This is a genomic window from Microbacterium mitrae, assembly GCF_008017445.1.
Classification (GTDB): Bacteria; Actinomycetota; Actinomycetes; order Actinomycetales; family Microbacteriaceae; genus Microbacterium; species Microbacterium mitrae.
Genome location: NZ_VRSW01000004.1, coordinates 182586 through 199929, shown reverse-complemented (window position 1 = coordinate 199929; position 17344 = coordinate 182586). Strand labels below are relative to the sequence as shown.

Genomic DNA, 17344 nt, shown 5'->3' with positions numbered 1-17344 from the left:
TTAGCGAGCGACGCGCCCGGGTGTGCACAGTTCGGTGGACAAATGCCGCAATTTGTGGCCTCGGAGGCCTGTACGAAAGCCCCGGCCAGCCTCTACAATCGTTGATCCAGTTTTCTCGGTCACAATTCTTGTTTGGACTTTGTCCATCAAATCGGCGCGCTATTCAACCGCGGTGAGAGTGAACACGTCGGTCATCAGGGAAAAGATCTCCGTCTGTGCCTGCGCGACCGCAGCCGGGTCATCACCGGAGGCCATCACCACCACCGTCAGCGTGGTTCCGTCGACCGCGACAGCCCGCCAGCTTCCGGTCAGCACACCCATCGATGATCCCCCTTTGAACGCAACGTGGGGCCACGCGGCGGGGTCAATGGCGATGCCAGGATTCGCGGTGAGTGCGGCGTTCACTTCGGGGTCATCAAGCTCTGCAAGAGCCTCGTGAACCGCAGCCACGTCTGCCGGCGACGCAAACCAGTCCAGGTCTTGCTGCCAAATCGCCCCCGGGTTGACCGTCGCCAGGTCGATGGCCGGCAAATCGATCGTCAGCGACTCAAGCATCAGTCGACGATCCGCCACCGAACTTGCCGCCCACCGCTCGATCACGGGGTACTCGGTTCCAAACCCCAGCTGAAACATCTCGCGCGTCATCAAGAACGGCGTGAGCGCTGTCGGATCGTGATGACCGCTGTTTAACACGGCGCTCTCGACCGCATCACGGCCGATGCGCTCGATCAGCATGTCGGTTGCGGTGTTGTCGCTGATCGAGATCATCTTGAGGGCAGCTTCACGAACCGTGACCTCGGTGCCGTTGGGTTCGTTCTGCAGCTCACCACTGGGAAGGCTGCGGTTCTCGTCGCTGACCGTGAGCACGTCGTCCCAGGTGATCGTCCCCGCAGACACCTGCTCGTGTACGGCGAGCAACACGTAGAGCTTGAACATCGAGGCCATCGGCGCAAGCGCGGTGGAGTCGTGTTCGAGGAGCACTTCGCTGGCCCCGTCAGGCGAGGTGCGAACGACGGAGTACCGCACGGTGAAGCCCAGGTCATCGAGGCGCTCCTTGACCTCGTCAAGGCTCTGCGCGGGGTCAGGAACCTCCGCCGGTGCCAGCACGAAGCCGTCGATCAGCCCGGCGGCGGTCAGCGACATTTGAATGGCAAAGGGGTCACCGACGGCTCCTGTGACCTGCGCGACTGCCTGCGACTCGGAACCCTCGTACGCGGTGACGACGATGGGCTGCGCGGGGCGAATCTGCACATTGAGCAGTTCGACGACGTCGGGGAGCGCGACAGCATCGGTAAACGTTGAATCGAATGCGCCGTCGAGGTCAGCAACAGTGATGTCTGCGTCTTGATTGATGAGGTCGATCATCCATTGCACGCGCTCGCCGACGGGTGTCGACGGTATCGTCACGGCCACCGGGGGAGTAGTCTCCGGTGGGCTCGGATCAAGCGTCGGCTCGGTGGCGGTGCAGGCCGAAAGTGCGAGCGCCGCGGCTGCGACCAGGGCCACGGCCCCCATCAGGCGTGACATACGGCCAGGTGTTCGAAACATGTATCCCCCTCGTGCGATGGCCAGGCAACGGCCAATGGTGGGGCCTGCGAAGCCCCGCCTCCACCTTCACGTGCGCACCTGAGTGACAGCCGAAAGCTGCGCACATCGGCACGTGGTTCCGCGCGTCGCTGTGCGTGGTTCCGGAACCACGGCGTGCGTCGCCAGCATTTGGTTCCGGAACCACGGCGCTCGTCGCAAGCATTTGGTTCCGGAACCACGGCGTGCGTCGCAATCATGCGGTTCCGCGCACCGGGGTGCAACGCAAAAGGCCGCCCTCCCGAAGGAGAGCGGCCTTTCAGATCATCGCGCCTTACTTGGCGGCGACAACCTGGAGCTTGATCGTTGCCGAGAGCTCGTCCTGCAGGCGGACGACAGCCTCGTGCTCGCCGACGACCTTGATGGCCGAAGGGATCGTGATCTTGCGCTTGTCGAGGTCACCGAGACCAGCAGCCTTAACGGCGTCTGCGACATCGGCGGGCTTGACCGAACCGAAGAGGCGGCCTTCGCCACCCGTCTTGACGGCCAGGCGAACCTTGGTGCCCTCAAGAGCGTTCTTCAGTGCGACAGCCTCTTCGTGGTTGTGGATCGCACGAGCGTCGCGAGCTGCGCGGATCGAGGTGACCTGCTTCTCGCCACCCTTGGTCCATGCCACGGCGAAGCCCTGGGGGATGAGGTAGTTACGGGCGTACCCGTTCTTAACCTCAATCACGTCACCGGCGCTTCCGAGCCCGGTAACTTCGTTCGTCAGAATCAGCTTTGCCATCTTCGTACCCCTTACCGGCCAGCGCCAGCGTAGGGCAGGAGTGCCATTTCGCGTGCGTTCTTGATTGCCTTGGCAATCAGACGCTGCTCCTGAACCGAAACGCCGGTGATACGACGGGCGCGGATCTTCCCGCGCTCCGAGATGAACTTACGAAGCGTTGCAACGTCCTTGTAGTCAATGACGCCAACGCGGATTGCCTTCGCGGGAGCGGCGTTCTTCGCGCCCTTCCGCGGCTTGCGGCGGTCGCCGCTAGACTTTCCAGCCATGGTTTTCCTTAGTCAGTAAACGTTTGTGATGATCGCGTAGATCAGAATGGGGTGTCGTCGCCGTAGGCGCCAGGTGCGCTCCATGCGTCAGCTCCCGCAGAGCCCGGGGTTGCCCACGGCTCCTCTGCGACCTGCTGACGGGGTGCGCCACCGCCGAAGTTGGAACCGCCGCCTGCGCCGCCGCTGGCAGCACGGGTTACCTGTGCCGTTGCGTAGCGGAGCGAGGGACCGATCTCGTCGATCTCCAGCTCAATAGCGGTGCGGTTGTTGCCTTCTTTGTCCTGGTACGAACGCTGACGCAAACGGCCGGACGCGATAACGCGCATGCCCTTGGTCAACGATCCAGCGACGTGCTCGGCGAATTCACGCCATACACTCGCGCGCAAGAACAGCGCTTCGCCGTCCTTCCATTCGTTCGCCTGGCGATCGAAGGTGCGCGGAGTTGAGGCGATCGTGAAGTTTGCCACGGGCAGGCCGTTCTGCGTGTAACGCAGCTCGGGGTCTGCCGTGAGGTTGCCCACGACGGTGATGACGGTTTCGCCGGCCATCGTCGTTACGCGTCCTTCTTAACGGCCTTGGGCTTGCGAGCGGCCTTCTCTTCGGCGCGCTTTGCCTCGGCAGCAACTTGAGCAATAGCCTCTTCAGCGCGCAGAACCTTCGTGCGCATGATGAGTTCGCTCAGCTTGAGCTGGCGGTCGAGCTCGTTGGTTGCCTCGCTCGTAGCGGTGAAGTTAACGACGGCGTAGATGCCCTCGTTCTTCTTCTGGATTTCGTAAGCAAGACGGCGCTTGCCCCAGACATCGACGTTCTCGATGGTGCCACCGGACTCGGTGATGACCTTGAGGAACTTGTCGAGGTTGGGGGCTACCGTGCGCTCGTCAATCTCCGGGTGAAGGATCACCATGAGTTCGTACTGGTGCGTCACTGTCCCACCTCCTTCGGACTTGAACGGCTGTGAGGACTTTCCCCACAGCAGGAGGGTGTGTTGCACGTGTCCGGGCATAGATCTGCCCAGACAACCTGAACAGTCTAGCAAACTCTGCCGGTCACTCATTCCGCGGGGTGGTTTTGGTGTGTGGGTTGGGGTGGTTTGAGGTGCACGGGCATGGGAACGCGCACGGGAGAGCAGGAAATCACGCCGAGAGAAGGAGATACAGCGCATATTCTCCTTCCACCGACGTAATCTCCTGCCCTCGCGTTGCGTGGTTCCGGAACCACGGGCCTCGGAACCGCCGCGGCGCGTGGTTCCGGCGCCGCGGGCCTCGCAACCACGGGGCTGGGTGATCGGCGGTAGCGTGAGTTGCGCTGATTGTGGGGGAGGGCGAAGTTGCTGACTGTGCCGTTTGCTGTGCGCGCGCTCACCGATCCGATCGACCGGTCAGCGGCGCGGGCGTATGCGCAGCGGGTGCGGCCGACGTATCCGGCTGATCTCTACCCGGGCGGTCAGTGGCGTGAGATGCTGGCGCCGATCGCGCTATTGATGAGCAGCGTTGGCGTCCTGGTCGCCGGCTTTCTCTGGGTGACCGACGCCGCGGTTCCGATCATCGGTGGCTGGATTCTGCTGGTGTGGGTGCTCATTCCGGTGTCGCTCGGTTTCGCGATCGCTGCCGCTCGCCGCCGGCTCGCTGGCCGATGGTTCCGATTGCAGCAATTTGCAAACGCGAATCGGCTGCAGTTCACTCCGGCGTCACCCGGCGGTGCGCGGGGTCGTTCCGGGTCGAAGTTTACGGTCGGTGGCGCGCGCGTCGATGTGCTTAATGTTGTGTCGGCGCCCGGCACTCGCAACCTCATGGTTGGCACGCTGCGCGTCGAGACCGGCAGCGCCAAGCAGAAGACGGTCGCCGTGACCGAGTTCGTCAGGATGAGCCTGAGCCGACACCTGCCGCACATCGTGCTCGATGCGAAAAGCAACAACGGCATGGGGCAAAACGGACGCCTTGGGGCAGAATTTGATCGCCACCAGCGCCTGTCGCTCGAGGGCAATTTCGACGACGATTTCACGCTGTATTGCCCTGCCGGGTACGAGGCTGACGCGCTATATCTGTTCACGCCAGACATCATGGCGCGCATGCAGGATCACGCCGCCGACTGGGATGTCGAGATCATCGACGACGAGCTGTACCTCTATTCACCGCGAAGGTCGCTCGGAACCAACCCGCAACGCTGGCAAGAGTTGGGCACCACGGTCAACGCGCTGGCGCAAAAGCTTGACCAGTGGGAGCGGTGGAGCGAATCCCGCGGCGCCGCTCCGATCGACCGTCTCGGCCGCGCTGACCGTACCTTCGTCGCGTACGAGGGTCGGCGTCTGAAGCAGCGGTTTCCGTGGTGGATGTGGATTGCGATTCCTGCCGGCCTGGCGTTGGCGATCTTCGGCGTGGTGCAGCTGGGCATCGACATCGTCGCCGGCATCAGCGACCTCCTGCGCATGCTCTTCGGATAGCGCCCGGCGATCTGTCGGCGCCGGTGGGGGCGGGTTGTAGATGCGGTGGAGGCGAGCTGTTTTGGTGCGGGACGCGAGAGAAGGGGATTACGCCGAGAGAAGGGGATTACGCCGAGAGAAGGAGGTACGGCGCATATTCTCCTTCCGTCACCGTAACCTCCTGCCCTCGCGTCGCGTGGTTCCGGAACCTCGGGGCTTACGGACCGGAACCTCGGGACTTGCGGACCGGAACCTCGGGACTTGCGGAACCATCGGCTGCAGGGGTGAAACCGCGGGACTGCGCACGTGAGACCACGGGACTGGGCGGGTGCCGTCAGCGGGCACGGGAGAGAAGGAGATTACGCCGAGAAAAGGGCGCAAACTGGCTAATCTCCTTCTCTCAGGTGAATCTCCTTCTCCCGCGTCACTCCGAGTCCCGCGTCACTCCGACTGCGGTGCCACCTGGTTCCGGAACCATCGTGGCGGGACTGGCGAGTGCAGCCAGCGGGCACGGGAGAGCAGGAAATTACGCCGAGAAACGGAAAAGCGGCCCACAATCTCCTTCCACCGCCGTAATCTCCTGCCCTGGCGTTGCATGGTTCCGAACCACGGGGCTCGGAGCCGCTGAGATGCGTTGGGACCACGTCGCGCGGTTCCGGAACCATCGGGGTGGAACTGGCGGGTGTCGCCAGCGGGCACGGGGGAGCAGGAGATTACGCCGAGAAAAGGACGCAAACTGGCTAATCTCCTTCTCCCCGGTGAATCTCCTTCCGCCCCGTCACTCCGAGCCCCCCGTCACTCCGAGTCCCCCGTCACTCCGAGTCCCGCGTCATGCTCAGGGCGGCGTTGCCCCACAAAACAAGAGCCCACCCCACAAAACAAAACCACGCCCCACAAAAGATGTCACCGCCGCCCTCGGGGTGGGGCGGCGGTGACTGCGCGGGCGTCGCAGATCGCGACGCGTCACGCGCTTAGTTGGTCGCGGCAGACGGAACCGAGGCCGGGGTCGCGGGCGTCGGCGGCGTTGCAGGCGTCGGTACCGAAGCGACATCGGGAGCGGAGACCGCCGTGGGCGTCGAGTCCACAACCGGTGCAGGGGCCGGAGCCGCGGGGGCGGACGGCGCCGTGACGACCGTGACCGAGGTGGGCGTTGCGACCGATGCGGCGGTGACCGTTGCGGTCACGGCGGCGCTAATCGCGGTGACCACCGACGCTGCACCGTCAGTCACGCGCAGGGTGACGGCACCATCAAGAACCGACTTGCCCTGCGGAACATCAACGCCAGGAATCTGCTGACCGTCGTCATCGCTCAGATCCATCGAGGCGGCAGCCGCGCTCGCACCGCCGGCGATCAGGCCGAGTCCGACGATGCCGGTTGCGCCGAATGCAATCCACTTCTTCTTGTTCATGTCTGTCTCCTTGTTTTGGGCTGTGCGGCCCTGGGCTTGCTGTGTGATTCCACTCTGTCGCGCCGGTCTAAGCGCGATCACAGGCATTCGTGAGACGCCCCTTATGGTTCGCTCGGTTTCTTTAACCGTGCGTCGCCGGCGCCAAAATTGCCCGGAAAATCAAAGATTTCGACCGGTCCAAATCTCCCGACCCTCACAAAAGTTCTTCTGCGATTCGACTGCCTGCCCACCTCGAGACCGACCGCGACTGCGTGCGGAACCAGGGGAGCGGAACCAGGGGAATGGAACCAAGGGAGCGGAACGGCGCGAGCGAGCACCCGAATCACTCGTGGTGGATGTTGAGCGCGGCCGCGCAGCGACCGAGGCGGAACGTGACTGAGTGTTGGTGTGGGTATCGGCGCTGGGTGTGGGTGCGGGCGTTGGGTGCCGGTGCGGCGTTTCGACTCGCTGCGCTCGCTCAACGGGCGGCGGGGGACGGGGTGGACGTTGAGCGAGAGCGCGCAGCGCCCGAGACGAAACGGGGCTGAGCGTTGGGAGCCAGTGCAGGCGCTGGGCGTGGGTGCGGGTGTGGGCGCAAGGGGCAGGTGTGGGCGTTTCGACTCGCTGCGCTCGCTCAACGGGCGGCGGGGGACGGGGTGGACGTTGAGCGAGAGCGCGCAGCGCCCGAGACGAAACGGGGATTGAGCATTGGGTGCTGATACAGGCGCTGGGTGTGGGTGCGGGTGTGGGCGCAAGGGGCAGGTGTGGTCGTTTCGACTCGCTGCGCTCGCTCAACGGGCGGCGGGCGACGGACGACGGGCGACCGTCAACGGGCACCCGACCCGAAATGAACGTGAGGTCGGGGCTATTCGCCGCTGGCGGCGGAGGGCAACGAGATGGGGCTGGCCGGGTCGACCGGAACCGGGGCCGGTCGCTCAGGCGCGGGGGGAGCAGGGGGAGCGGAAGGCTCTGCCGTTGATGATCCCGGAATCGTCGTGCTTGACGGCGAGGGCGAAACAGACGGGGACGGTGTTGCCGAAGGGCTGGGAGTACTGCCGTTGCTGCCAACCAAGCCGATGGTTCCGGCGTCGACACCGCCACCGTCGAGAACGTTGCCGTCGTTGGTGTGGAGTTCCATCGCGGCGGCCGTCAGGGTTGCAGCACCAGCGATCAAGCCGACGCCAAGCGCGCCGCTTACGCCGTACAAGACCCACTTCTTCGTCGCCATCAGATGTCCTTCGGTTGTCGAACTGATACTCAGCATGCCCGGGCGTCGTAAGCCGGGCAAAAGTCAATCTTGAGAGTGTTCTTATTTTTCGAACTTCGCGGGGGCGCCAGCCCATTGTTCCGCCTGCGCGAGCAACCGATGTGCGCGCTCGATGTGACCGCTTTCCAACGCGCTCGTGGCATGTCCCAGAAGTTGGGCGGCAGCCCGCCCGCGCACCGCCGGGTCAGAGCCCCAGCGCGCACTCGCCGCCGCAACCAACTCAGCCAGTCGCCGCACCGCGGGCGAGCCAGCCCCGCCATACGTCGCCGCATCCATCGCCACCGCCGCCGAAACACCCGAAGCTCCCGCACTGGCCTCTACCGCGAGCGCCCACGACGCGACGGCGTGCGACAAGAACGCAGCGGGGTCTTCGGCGACATCGCCCACCCCGAGGGTGTCGACGTCGATCACTCCGGTGATGTCGTCGCCGGCGCCGTTAAGAAAGAGTTGTCCGAAGTGCAGGTCGCCGTGAATGGTCGCCTCACCCGACGACGGCGTCGCCAGCAGCGCGGTTTGAAGCGCCGAAACTCGTTCGGCGAGCGCGGGGTTGAGCGAAATCACCCGAGCGGCGTACCAGTCAACGCGCGACAGGGCGGCGCTTCGAGCGCGGTGCTCGGTGGTGGTCGCGGCGATCGCCACACGCACGCGTTCGACGGCATCAATCAGCCCTTCGGCCGTCCAAACAGCGCTCGTGGCCGGGGTTCCGTTCGCCTCGGCGATCACCAGCAACCCCGTCGGCGACCACGCCCGAACCTGCGGCGCCGCAACGCCAGCATCACGCAACGCGCGATGCGCCGCGACGATGCGCTCGACGTGCCGGGGCCGCACAATCTTGATCCACAGCACCCCCTCGGCACTCGACACCCGCAGCACGGCACGACGCCCGGGGCGATACGCCACCATTTCGGGCTCGCCCACATCGGCGACGCCGAGGCGAGACAGCAGGGTTTGCACGGCGGAACCAAAGGCTGCGGCCGCGAGCGCGGGCAGGTGTGGGTCGGCGGGGTGCGTCCAGATGCGGCCGACGCCTTCCTGCGCCAGCCCGGTTTCTGCCGCCACGGCGATGCCGGACGTATCGACATAAGCCGTCACCGTGTGGGCGCCGTCGTGCACCTGAAAGCCGGCAACGGTTCCGTCGCCCAACGGCTCGCGCGAAAACTCGTGCAGCTGCGATTCGTCAAGCTCCAGTGCTTCGCACAGCAGCGCGGCCTCCGCGCTGAGCTGCGCCGCACCGTTGTCGCGCGCCGCAGCACGGTCGAGCGTCGCACCGTTGTCGCGCGTCGCACCGTTGTCGCGCGTCGCACCGTTGTCGCGCACCGCAGCTCCGCTGAGAGCCGCAGCAGAGGAGTCACCCGGATCGGTCATAGCAATAGTTGACCACGCCCGAATAAGCCGACCATAAGAGTAAGAGCGCTCTTACGATGCACCCCGGTGCGCGCCACAAGTCGCCATACTGGCTGTGTGAGCGCATCGAACACCACGCCGACGACGCCAGGCAAACGCCAGCGTATCGTCTCGGTGCGCACCCGCATTGTCGCCACGATCACCCTCGTTGCGGCCCTCGGATTTCTCGCCGTCGGGGTCACGCTCTACGTCGTCGAGCACGGCAAAATCCTCGCGCAAATTGATGAACGCCTCGAGGCAAACCTCGAATCCGCGCGCTTCATTGTTGAGCAGGGCGCCGTGACCAACGGAACCACGGAGCCGTGGCCAAGTGCCACGGCGGCACTGGAGGCCGTGGTGCAGCGGATGAGCCCAGACGACAACACCGGCGCCGCCGGCATCGTCAATGGTCGCGCGGCCCTGGTTCCGGGCGTTCCGCTCGATGTCGACCTGCTCGTCGCTCCCGGCTTTATCGACCACATCGACGCGACGATCAGTGATCAGCCCCGCCGCGGCACCTACGCCGAGGAGGGCGTGACGTGGCGCTACGTCGGCATTCCGATCACGCTCGCCGGGTCGCCCGCGCCGGAGACGGTCGTGTTCACGATGGTGTACGACGTTAGCGCCGAGCTCGAAGAAATCAACGAACTCGCGGTGCTCTATCTGGTGACGGCTGGCATTGTCTTGGTGTTGACGGCGGGCGCCGCGTGGGTCGTCGCCGGGCGACTGTTGCGGCCGCTGCGTCAGATGCGCCGCACGGCCGAGCGCATTTCGGCACGATCGCTCAGCGAGCGGTTGCCGGTGCATGGTCGCGACGATGTGTCGGAATTGGCCGGAACCATGAATGCGATGCTGGATCGGCTGGATGCGGCGATGGACTCGCAGCGGCAGCTGGTCAGCGATGTGGGTCATGAGTTGAAGACGCCGATGACAATCGTGCGCGGCTATCTCGAAGTGATGGACACCACCGACCCCGCCGACGTGCGTGACACCCAAAATCTGGCGATCGACGAGCTGGATCGCATGGCGCAGCTCGTGCAGGATCTCGCATCATCGGCCCGGCTGCACGGGCCTGCGCCCATCTCACCCGTGGCTACCGACGCGAGCGATCTGCTGCATCAGATCATCCGCAAAGCGGAGGGGATCGATGGCGCGACCGTCACCGCCGGACCCATCGCCGATGTCGTCTTTCCGGTTGACCCGGCACGGATCACTCAGGCCCTGCTGCAGTTGGCGCAAAACGGCGTCACCCACGGTGGCGGTGAGCTCATCATCGGCAGCACGGTACGCGACGACACCGTGCACCTGTGGGTTCGTGACCACGGGCGAGGCGTTCCGCCCGAAGCCCGAGACACCATCTTCGAGCGTTTTCAGCGCTCCGACGCCGGCGGCAGCGGACTCGGGTTGAACATTGTCGACGTCATCGCTCGCGCGCACGGTGGTTCCGCCGGCGTTGCCGACCCTCCCAGTGGTTCCGGCGCCGTCTTCTATTTGTCTCTCCCGCGCCTCGCCTCAGCGACGGCTCCCGCAGAAAGGACTCCCGGCCATGGCGTCGATTCTCATCGCCGATGACGAAGAGCGAATCTCCGGATTCATCAACAAGGGGCTGCGCGCTGCCGGGTTTGCCACGCAGGTCGCCACGAACGGGTTCGATGCGCTCGCGCTCGCCCAAACCGGCGAGTTTGACCTGTTAGTGCTCGATATCAACATGCCGGGCAAAGATGGCTTCGCCGTTCTTGACGAGCTGCGTGGTTCCGGCAACCGCATTCCGGTGATCATGCTGACCGCGCGCGTCGAACTGCACGACACCGTGGCAGGCCTTGAGGCTGGCGCCGACGACTATCTCGGCAAGCCCTTTCGCTTTGATGAGCTGCTCGCGCGCATTCGACTGCGCATGCGCAAGGAGGATCAGACGGTCACGCAAGAGCTGTCGCACCGCGACTTGTCGCTCGATGTGCGCACCCGCCGCGTGCATGTGGGGGAGACGTCGGTCGAACTCTCCGCCCGCGAGTTTGCGCTGGCCGAGGAGTTCATCCGCCACGCCGGGCAGGTCTTGAGCCGCGAACAGCTCCTGAGTCGCGTATGGGGTTATGACTTTGACCCCGGCTCCAACGTGGCCGATGTGTACGTCGGATACCTCCGCCAAAAGATCGGCACCGACCGCATCGAAACCGTGCGCGGCGCCGGCTTCCGCCTGGTGTAGCGCCGCTGGGCGGGCGCGGCGGCGGCGTGGTGCGGCGCGGCGGCGGCGTGGTTCCGAGCCGCGGCGTGGTTCCGGCCTCTCGAGGCGCCAATCTCCTGTTGTGCACGAGGCGAATCCTGTTATGCACGAGTCGAATCCCCCGCGCCCGCGAAACCACGGCGTGTCGCGCCGAATGACGATTTTGCTCGTGCAGAACAGGACGGCGATCGTGCAGAACAGGGGAACGGAACCAGGCGGGCTATCGGAACCAGACGGGCTAACGGAACCAAACGGCGGATGGAACCAAACGGCGTACGGAACCATGGGGTTGCGCACGAGGCGAATCCTGTTATGCACGAGTCGAATCCCCCGCGCCCGCGAAACCACGGCGTGTCGCGCCGAATGACGATTTTGCTCGTGCAGAACAGGACGGCGATCGTGCAGAACAGGGGAACGGAACCACACGGCGTACGGAACCATGGGGCTGTGCACGAGTCGCGCACAGAACGACAGAACCAGGGGCGCCACTCAGGGCACCCCCGGTTCCGGCTGTGAGCGACAGGTACCGCTACGAGGCGATCTTGAGCTCGTTGCCGGGGATTGAGGCGAGCAGGCGGCGGGTGTACGGGTCGCGCGGATTGGTGAAGATCTCTTCACTCGAGGCCGCCTCGACCAGTTCGCCGTCTTTCATGACGCACACGTAGTCGCTGATCAGGCGCACGACGGCAAGGTCGTGCGAGATGAAGAGGTAGCTGAGGCCACGCTCTCGCTGCAGATCACTCAACAGCGTCAAAATCTGATCTTGCACCAGCACGTCAAGTGCCGAGACCGGCTCGTCACAGACGATGAGCTCGGGGTCAAGCGCCAGCGCGCGGGCAATCGCGACGCGCTGACGCTGACCGCCAGAAAGCTCCGACGGATACCGGTGCAACATCGAGTTGGGCAGCGCGACCGACTCCATGAGCTCACGCACCTTCGCGCGCCGCTGCGCCGAGTTTCCGCGCTTGTAGAACTCCAGCGGCTCGGCGATGATGCGCTCGATCGTGAACATCGGGTTCAGACTCGAGTACGGGTCTTGAAAGATCGGCTGCACCTTCTGGCGAAACGAGCGAAGCTCTTTGCCCTTGAGGTGCGCGACATCCTGCCCGTCAAAGCGCATCACGCCCGCCGTCGGCTCAATCACCTTCAGCAGCATGCGCGCGGTCGTCGTCTTGCCCGAGCCCGACTCACCCACGATCGCGACCGTCTCACCGCGCGGAATCGACAGCGACACGTCTTTCACCGCGTAGAAGTCTTCTTTGCTGCCACGCTTGGGGTAAACCTTGGTCAGCCCCTCGATCTCGACGATGTTGTCGATAGGCTTCGCCGTCGCAGAACCACCGGAACCATCAGAGCCCGCGAAACCATCAGAGCCCCCGGAACCATCGGAACCATCGGCCACGCCCCGCTCGGTTGCAAAAACCTGCGGCTGCAGTCGCGCTGCCGCCACCGACGGCGCGGCCTTCACCAACGCCTGCGTGTACGGATGCTGCGGGTCGTTGAGAATCTGCTGCGCCGGCCCCTGCTCCACCACGCGACCGCGGTGCATGACGACGACGCGTGCGGCACGCTCGGCGGCCAAACCCAGGTCGTGCGTGATCAGCAGCACACTGGTTCCGATCTCCTGCGTCATCGTCGCAATCTGATCGAGAATCGTGCGCTGCACGGTCACGTCGAGGGCGCTCGTCGGCTCGTCGGCAATCAGCAGACGCGGGCGGCACGCAAGACCAATCGCGATCAGCGCGCGCTGACGCATGCCGCCGGAGAACTCGTGCGGATACTGCTTGGCTCGGCGCTCGGCGTCTGGCAAACCCGCCGCGGTGAGCGTTTCAACAACCTTTTCGTTCACGTTGTGGCGCGTCGCCTGTCCGTGCGCGAGCAGCGTCTCGGCGATCTGCGTGCCGATCTTCGCCACCGGGTTGAGGTTTGACATCGGGTCTTGCGGAACCATGCCAATTTGATTGCCGCGCACCTTGCGCAGCTCGTTTTCGCTCAACCCGACCAGCTCGCGACCGTCAAACGAAATGCTGCCGTTGGCAACGGTTCCGCCCTTGGCCAGCAGCCCGATCACGGCCATTGCCGTCGTTGATTTGCCCGAACCAGACTCGCCAACAATGGCAACCGTCTCACCGGGGTACACCTCAATATCGACGCCCTCAACGGCATGCACAATGCCGTCTGTGGTGCGGAAGTCGACCGCCAGGTCGCGCACCGTCAGCAGGGGAGAGCGGGTGTCATTTTCGGAGACCGTCATGTCATCGGTCATGCGATCCATCCTTTCGTCATCATGTCGCTCTACCTCGCTCGCGTGCGCGGGTCCATCGCCTCACGCAACGACTCACCAAACAGGGTGAAGCCGAGCGCCGTGATGGCGATACAAATACCGGGCAAGAAGGCGAGCTGCGGTGCGATTGCCAACTCCGCCTGAGCGTAGGTGAGCATGCGACCCCACTCAGCCGTCTCGGGGCGACCGCCACCGAGACCGAGGAAGCTGAGCGCCGCGGCGTCAATCACGGCGGTAGCCAGCGATAGGGTTCCCTGCACGATGACCGGGCCGATCGAGTTGGGCAGCACGTGGCTCATCGTGATGCGGCCACGGCCAAGACCGAGGGTCTGCGCCGAGAGCACGTAGTCACTGGAGCGTTGTTGCAGCATTGAGGCACGCAACAGTCGCGCGAAGATCGGCACCTGGCTGGCACCAATAGCGATCATCACCGCGAACTGGCTCTGCCCGAGGATGGCGGCAATCGACACGGCCAGCAGCAGGTTCGGAACCGACAGCAGAATGTCGACGAAGCGCATCACCAGGTTGTCGACCCAGCCGCCGAACATGCCGGCGATGAAGCCGAGCGCGAGACCACCGAGCAGACCGAATGCCGTCGAAATGACACCGATCATGAGCGACGCTCGCGCACCCCAAATGAGCTTGGAGAGCACGTCACCACCAAAGCGGTCAAGGCCGAGAGGAAACTCCGGAATCTCACCGGGCCCCGGAATATGCGTCGGCGTGATGTACTTCGCGCCGGGCAGTGCCGTCTCGGGGTAGGGCGCAAGCCACGGGGCGAGAGCGGCGATGATCACGAAGATCAGCACGATGGCGGCGCCGATCCAGGCCACCGGGTTGCGACGCAGGCGACGGAAGGTGTCTTGCCAGAAGCCGCCGGTGCGCTCCTTGGTTGCTGCCGTCGAGACCACAACGGTCTCGGGCAGAGTGGGCGTCGAGTCAGGCTCGCCGCCGGGGTGCGGAGGAAGTGTGTTTGTCATGTCGAGCCTCCTTACTGAACGCGCACACGCGGGTCGATCAGGCTGTATGAGATATCAACCAGCAGGTTGATGAGCGCATAAGCGATGGCGATAAAGATGATGAAGCCCTGCAGCACCGGGAAGTCTCTCGTGAAGATTGCTCTCGCGAGGAAGGAACCAATGCCGGGGAAGGCAAACACCGTTTCGGTCAAGACGGCGCCCGAAATGAGCAGGCCGGTCTGCAAACCGATCGTGGTGACCACCGGAAGCATGGCGTTGCGCATGATGAAGCGGTTGCGCAGCGTGCCGGTCGAGATGCCCTTCGCGCGACCCGTCCGCACGTAGTCGGCGTTTTGCACTTCGAGCACCGAGGCGCGGGTGATGCGCACGATGATGGCGAGCGGAATGGTTCCGAGCGCGATCGCCGGCAAGATGAGGTGCAAGAAGGCATCCCATGCGGCGTCGTACTCGCCGGTGATGATGCCGTCCCAAACGTAGAACCCGGTGACGTGAGTCGCATCAATGCGTGGGTTTTGGCGGCCGTCGCTGGGCAGCCATCCCAACTGCACGGCGAAGACGTACTTCAGCATGAAGGCCAGGAAGAACACCGGAATTGTGATGCCGATGAGGCTGAAAATCACGGCGGCGTGATCGCTCATCTTGCCGTGGCGGCGCGCTGCCCAGTAGCCGAGCGGAACGCCAATGCCGACCGCGAAGATCAGGGCAAGGATGGAAAGTTCAATCGTTGCGGGAAAACGGCGGAAGAACTCCTCAACAACCGGGCGACCGGTTCCGATCGAGTTTCCGAAGTCGCCCTGCAGGAGGCGACCCATCCAGGTGAAATATTGCTCGTAGATGGGGCGATCGAAGCCGTACAGGGCGTTGATTCGTTCAACGGCTTCGGGGGTGGCCTTCTCACCGAGAAGGGCAACGGCTGGTCCGCCGGGGAGGGCACGAACCCAGAAAAACAGAAGAAGGCTAAGGCCAAAGAGGGTGGGGACGAGGAGCAGAATCCTCTTGCCAATAGTTCGCAGCACGCAAAACTCCGGTGTTGTGAGGGCTGAATAGTGGTGGGGAGAGCCGCGCGGTCCTCCCCACCACTCCGGCTTACTTAGTCAGGACGATTTCGCTGAAGACCTCGTCGTTGACCGGGCTGGCCGGGAAGCTCTCAACACGGTCGCTGAACGCGAGCGTCGGAGCGGGGTGTGCCAGCGGCACACCGGGGATGAACAGAGCAACCTGCTCGTTGATGTCCTGGTACAGAGCGGTCTGCTCGTCCAGGTCGGCGATGCCACGTGCCTCATCGAGTGCTGCGAACAGCTCGGGGTTGTTGAAGCCCCACTCGCTTGACTCCTGGCCAAAGAAGACGCCGACGAAGTTGTCGGTGTCGTTGTAGTCACCCGTCCACCCGAGCAGGTGGATGCCGTGGTTCGGCGTTCCCGTGGTGAGGTCGAGGTAGTCAACCCACTCGTTGGAAACCGGCGTGGTCTGCACGCCAACCTCAGCCAGCTGGGTCGAGAGAACCGTGAAGATCTGCTCGGGGTCTGGCATGTACGGACGCGAAACGTTGACCGGGTAGTTGAACTCAAGCTGGAGCGGGTTGGCTTCGGTGTAACCAGCCTCGGCCAGCAGAGCCTTCGCCTTCTCCGGGTCGTAGTCATACGTGGTGACGTCATCGTTGTATCCGTTGACGACCGGCGGCATGAACTGCGTTGCCTTCTGGGTGCCCTCGGGCAGAACCTGCGAGATCAGCGCGTCCTTGTCGATGGCGTAAGACAGAGCCTCGCGCACCTTCGGGTCTTGCAGCTCGGGAACGGCCTGGTTGAACGCCAGGTACAGGATCGTGAACGGCGGGCGCGAAACCATCTTGTAGCCCGCGTCTTCGAGTGCCTTCGAGTCGGCCGGACCAACGAGGTCGTAGCCGTCGATGGAGCCCGACTCGAGTGCCTGACGGCGAGCCGTCGGGTCGTCGATGACACGGAAGATGATCTCTTCGATCTGGCCCTTGTCGCCCCAGTAGTCTTCGTTGCTCACCAGGGTGACGTTCTCACCCGGCGACCACGACTCAAACTTGAACGGACCGGTACCAACCGGGTGACCCTCGCCGTACTCCGACATGGTCGGTGCTTCAGCGGTTCCGCCAACATCGTCAGCACCGAACTCTTCGAGAGCCTTCGGCGACTGCATCGAGAATGCGGGCAGGCTCAGCGACGGAACGAAGCCGGCGAACGGCTTTGCCAGGTTGATCGTGACGCTGTAGTCACCATCGGCCTCGCACGATTCGTAAACCGCCTTCGACGGGTCAGACGCGTAGCCCTTGTAGAGCTTGTAGTAGTAGTAACCGAGAGCCTCAGACGCAGCCAAGCCCTCCCAGTCGTACCAGCGGTCAAAGTTTGCGCAGACGGCTTCTGCGTTGAAGGGCTCGCCATCGTGGAACGTGACACCCTCCTTCAGCTGGAACACCGTGCTCAGGCCGTCTTCTGACGTCTCCCAGCTTTCGGCGAGCAGCGGAGCCGGGTCGGCCGTTCCGGGTTCGGTGCCAACCAGACCTTCAAAGATCTGACGTGCGACACGGAAAGTCTCGCCGTCTTGAGCGAAGGCCGGGTCGAGGGTGGCCGGGTCACTTGATGCGGCGAAAACAAACGTGGTGTCAACCGCGGCGTCGCCGCCGTCTCCGCTCGTTCCGCCCGTGTCGTCACGCTCGCTCTGGGCACATGCTCCCAGCGCGAGGGTGATTACAGCCGCTCCAGCGATGACAGCCGCAAGGCGTCCTCGTGATTTTTGCATTTGCTGTGGATCCCTCCTGGCGCGCCTCTTTGCGCACCGTCATGAGTGAGTACCGAACC

At 64.1% G+C, this 17344-nt stretch carries 15 protein-coding genes; 3 read left to right on the top strand and 12 right to left on the bottom strand.

Annotated features, from left to right (window positions below; translation table 11 throughout):
- Window positions 1-159: 159 nt before the first annotated feature.
- The 5 genes from FVP60_RS11510 to rpsF all read right to left on the bottom strand — a co-directional run bounded on the left by FVP60_RS11510 (window position 160) and on the right by rpsF (window position 3502).
- Window positions 160-1548, bottom strand: coding sequence for a serine hydrolase (locus tag FVP60_RS11510; protein ID WP_147826428.1), 1389 nt, complete (start codon window positions 1546-1548; stop codon window positions 160-162).
- A gap of 310 nt (window positions 1549-1858) precedes the next feature.
- On the bottom strand, window positions 1859-2311 hold the full coding sequence (gene rplI, locus FVP60_RS11505) for a 50S ribosomal protein L9 (RefSeq protein ID WP_147826427.1): 453 nt from the start codon (window positions 2309-2311) through the stop codon (window positions 1859-1861).
- Window positions 2312-2322: 11 nt separating this feature from the next.
- On the bottom strand, window positions 2323-2577 hold the full coding sequence (rpsR, locus tag FVP60_RS11500; RefSeq protein ID WP_133541417.1) for a 30S ribosomal protein S18: 255 nt from the start codon (window positions 2575-2577) through the stop codon (window positions 2323-2325).
- Window positions 2578-2618: 41 nt separating this feature from the next.
- Window positions 2619-3125 carry a single-stranded DNA-binding protein gene (locus FVP60_RS11495; protein ID WP_147826426.1) on the bottom strand — a complete coding sequence of 169 codons (507 nt, stop codon included), beginning with the start codon at window positions 3123-3125 and terminating at the stop codon, window positions 2619-2621.
- A 5-nt stretch (window positions 3126-3130) separates the two neighbouring features.
- Entirely contained in the window at window positions 3131-3502 is a 372-nt protein-coding gene (gene rpsF / locus FVP60_RS11490) for a 30S ribosomal protein S6 (RefSeq protein WP_147826425.1), read from the bottom strand.
- Between the two features lie 411 nt (window positions 3503-3913).
- Here rpsF and FVP60_RS11485 point away from each other — a divergent pair, with 411 nt between their 5' ends.
- A complete protein-coding gene (locus FVP60_RS11485; RefSeq protein ID WP_147826424.1) occupies window positions 3914-5017 on the top strand; it encodes a hypothetical protein in 1104 nt (367 codons plus the stop codon).
- Between the two features lie 950 nt (window positions 5018-5967).
- On the opposite strand, the gene FVP60_RS11480 is transcribed toward FVP60_RS11485, so the two are convergent.
- From FVP60_RS11480 to FVP60_RS11470, 3 genes are all read right to left on the bottom strand, one after another.
- A complete protein-coding gene (locus FVP60_RS11480) occupies window positions 5968-6405 on the bottom strand; it encodes a hypothetical protein (protein WP_147826423.1) in 438 nt (145 codons plus the stop codon).
- A gap of 844 nt (window positions 6406-7249) precedes the next feature.
- Entirely contained in the window at window positions 7250-7612 is a 363-nt protein-coding gene (locus tag FVP60_RS11475; RefSeq protein ID WP_147826422.1) for a hypothetical protein, read from the bottom strand.
- 81 nt (window positions 7613-7693) lie between these two features.
- Entirely contained in the window at window positions 7694-9016 is a 1323-nt protein-coding gene (locus tag FVP60_RS11470; protein ID WP_147826421.1) for a phosphotransferase, read from the bottom strand.
- A 96-nt stretch (window positions 9017-9112) separates the two neighbouring features.
- On the opposite strand from FVP60_RS11470, the gene FVP60_RS11465 reads away from it, so the two are divergent.
- Window positions 9113-10606 carry a sensor histidine kinase gene (locus FVP60_RS11465; protein ID WP_147826420.1) on the top strand — a complete coding sequence of 498 codons (1494 nt, stop codon included), beginning with the start codon at window positions 9113-9115 and terminating at the stop codon, window positions 10604-10606.
- Window positions 10581-11237: a response regulator transcription factor gene (locus FVP60_RS11460; RefSeq protein WP_147826419.1), complete on the top strand. Its 657-nt coding sequence runs from the start codon at window positions 10581-10583 to the stop codon at window positions 11235-11237. The genes FVP60_RS11465 and FVP60_RS11460 overlap by 26 nt, the downstream gene beginning before the upstream one ends.
- A gap of 547 nt (window positions 11238-11784) precedes the next feature.
- Here the strand turns inward: FVP60_RS11460 and FVP60_RS11455 are convergent.
- From FVP60_RS11455 to FVP60_RS11440, 4 genes are all read right to left on the bottom strand, one after another.
- On the bottom strand, window positions 11785-13521 hold the full coding sequence (locus FVP60_RS11455) for an ABC transporter ATP-binding protein (protein ID WP_246132589.1): 1737 nt from the start codon (window positions 13519-13521) through the stop codon (window positions 11785-11787).
- Between the two features lie 29 nt (window positions 13522-13550).
- On the bottom strand, window positions 13551-14519 hold the full coding sequence (locus tag FVP60_RS11450) for an ABC transporter permease (RefSeq protein WP_147826418.1): 969 nt from the start codon (window positions 14517-14519) through the stop codon (window positions 13551-13553).
- An 11-nt stretch (window positions 14520-14530) separates the two neighbouring features.
- Window positions 14531-15535 (bottom strand): ABC transporter permease, encoded by a 1005-nt coding sequence (locus FVP60_RS11445; RefSeq protein ID WP_147826417.1) that lies wholly within the window; start codon window positions 15533-15535, stop codon window positions 14531-14533.
- Window positions 15536-15605: 70 nt separating this feature from the next.
- Window positions 15606-17285: an ABC transporter substrate-binding protein gene (locus tag FVP60_RS11440; RefSeq protein ID WP_147826416.1), complete on the bottom strand. Its 1680-nt coding sequence runs from the start codon at window positions 17283-17285 to the stop codon at window positions 15606-15608.
- Window positions 17286-17344: the final 59 nt, after the last annotated feature.

Excerpts from the sequence above, each read along its gene's own strand:
- FVP60_RS11510 (WP_147826428.1), bottom strand. The coding sequence starts at position 1,548 with ATGTTTCGAACACCTGGCCGTATGTCACGCCTGATGGGGGCCGTGGCC.
- rplI (WP_147826427.1), bottom strand. The coding sequence starts at position 2,311 with ATGGCAAAGCTGATTCTGACGAACGAAGTTACCGGGCTCGGAAGCGCC.
- rpsR (WP_133541417.1), bottom strand. The coding sequence starts at position 2,577 with ATGGCTGGAAAGTCTAGCGGCGACCGCCGCAAGCCGCGGAAGGGCGCG.
- FVP60_RS11495 (WP_147826426.1), bottom strand. The coding sequence starts at position 3,125 with ATGGCCGGCGAAACCGTCATCACCGTCGTGGGCAACCTCACGGCAGAC.
- FVP60_RS11480 (WP_147826423.1), bottom strand. The coding sequence starts at position 6,405 with ATGAACAAGAAGAAGTGGATTGCATTCGGCGCAACCGGCATCGTCGGA.
- FVP60_RS11475 (WP_147826422.1), bottom strand. The coding sequence starts at position 7,612 with ATGGCGACGAAGAAGTGGGTCTTGTACGGCGTAAGCGGCGCGCTTGGC.
- FVP60_RS11470 (WP_147826421.1), bottom strand. The coding sequence starts at position 9,016 with ATGACCGATCCGGGTGACTCCTCTGCTGCGGCTCTCAGCGGAGCTGCG.
- FVP60_RS11460 (WP_147826419.1), top strand. The coding sequence starts at position 10,581 with ATGGCGTCGATTCTCATCGCCGATGACGAAGAGCGAATCTCCGGATTC.
- FVP60_RS11455 (WP_246132589.1), bottom strand. The coding sequence starts at position 13,521 with ATGACCGATGACATGACGGTCTCCGAAAATGACACCCGCTCTCCCCTG.
- FVP60_RS11450 (WP_147826418.1), bottom strand. The coding sequence starts at position 14,519 with ATGACAAACACACTTCCTCCGCACCCCGGCGGCGAGCCTGACTCGACG.
- FVP60_RS11440 (WP_147826416.1), bottom strand. The coding sequence starts at position 17,285 with ATGCAAAAATCACGAGGACGCCTTGCGGCTGTCATCGCTGGAGCGGCT.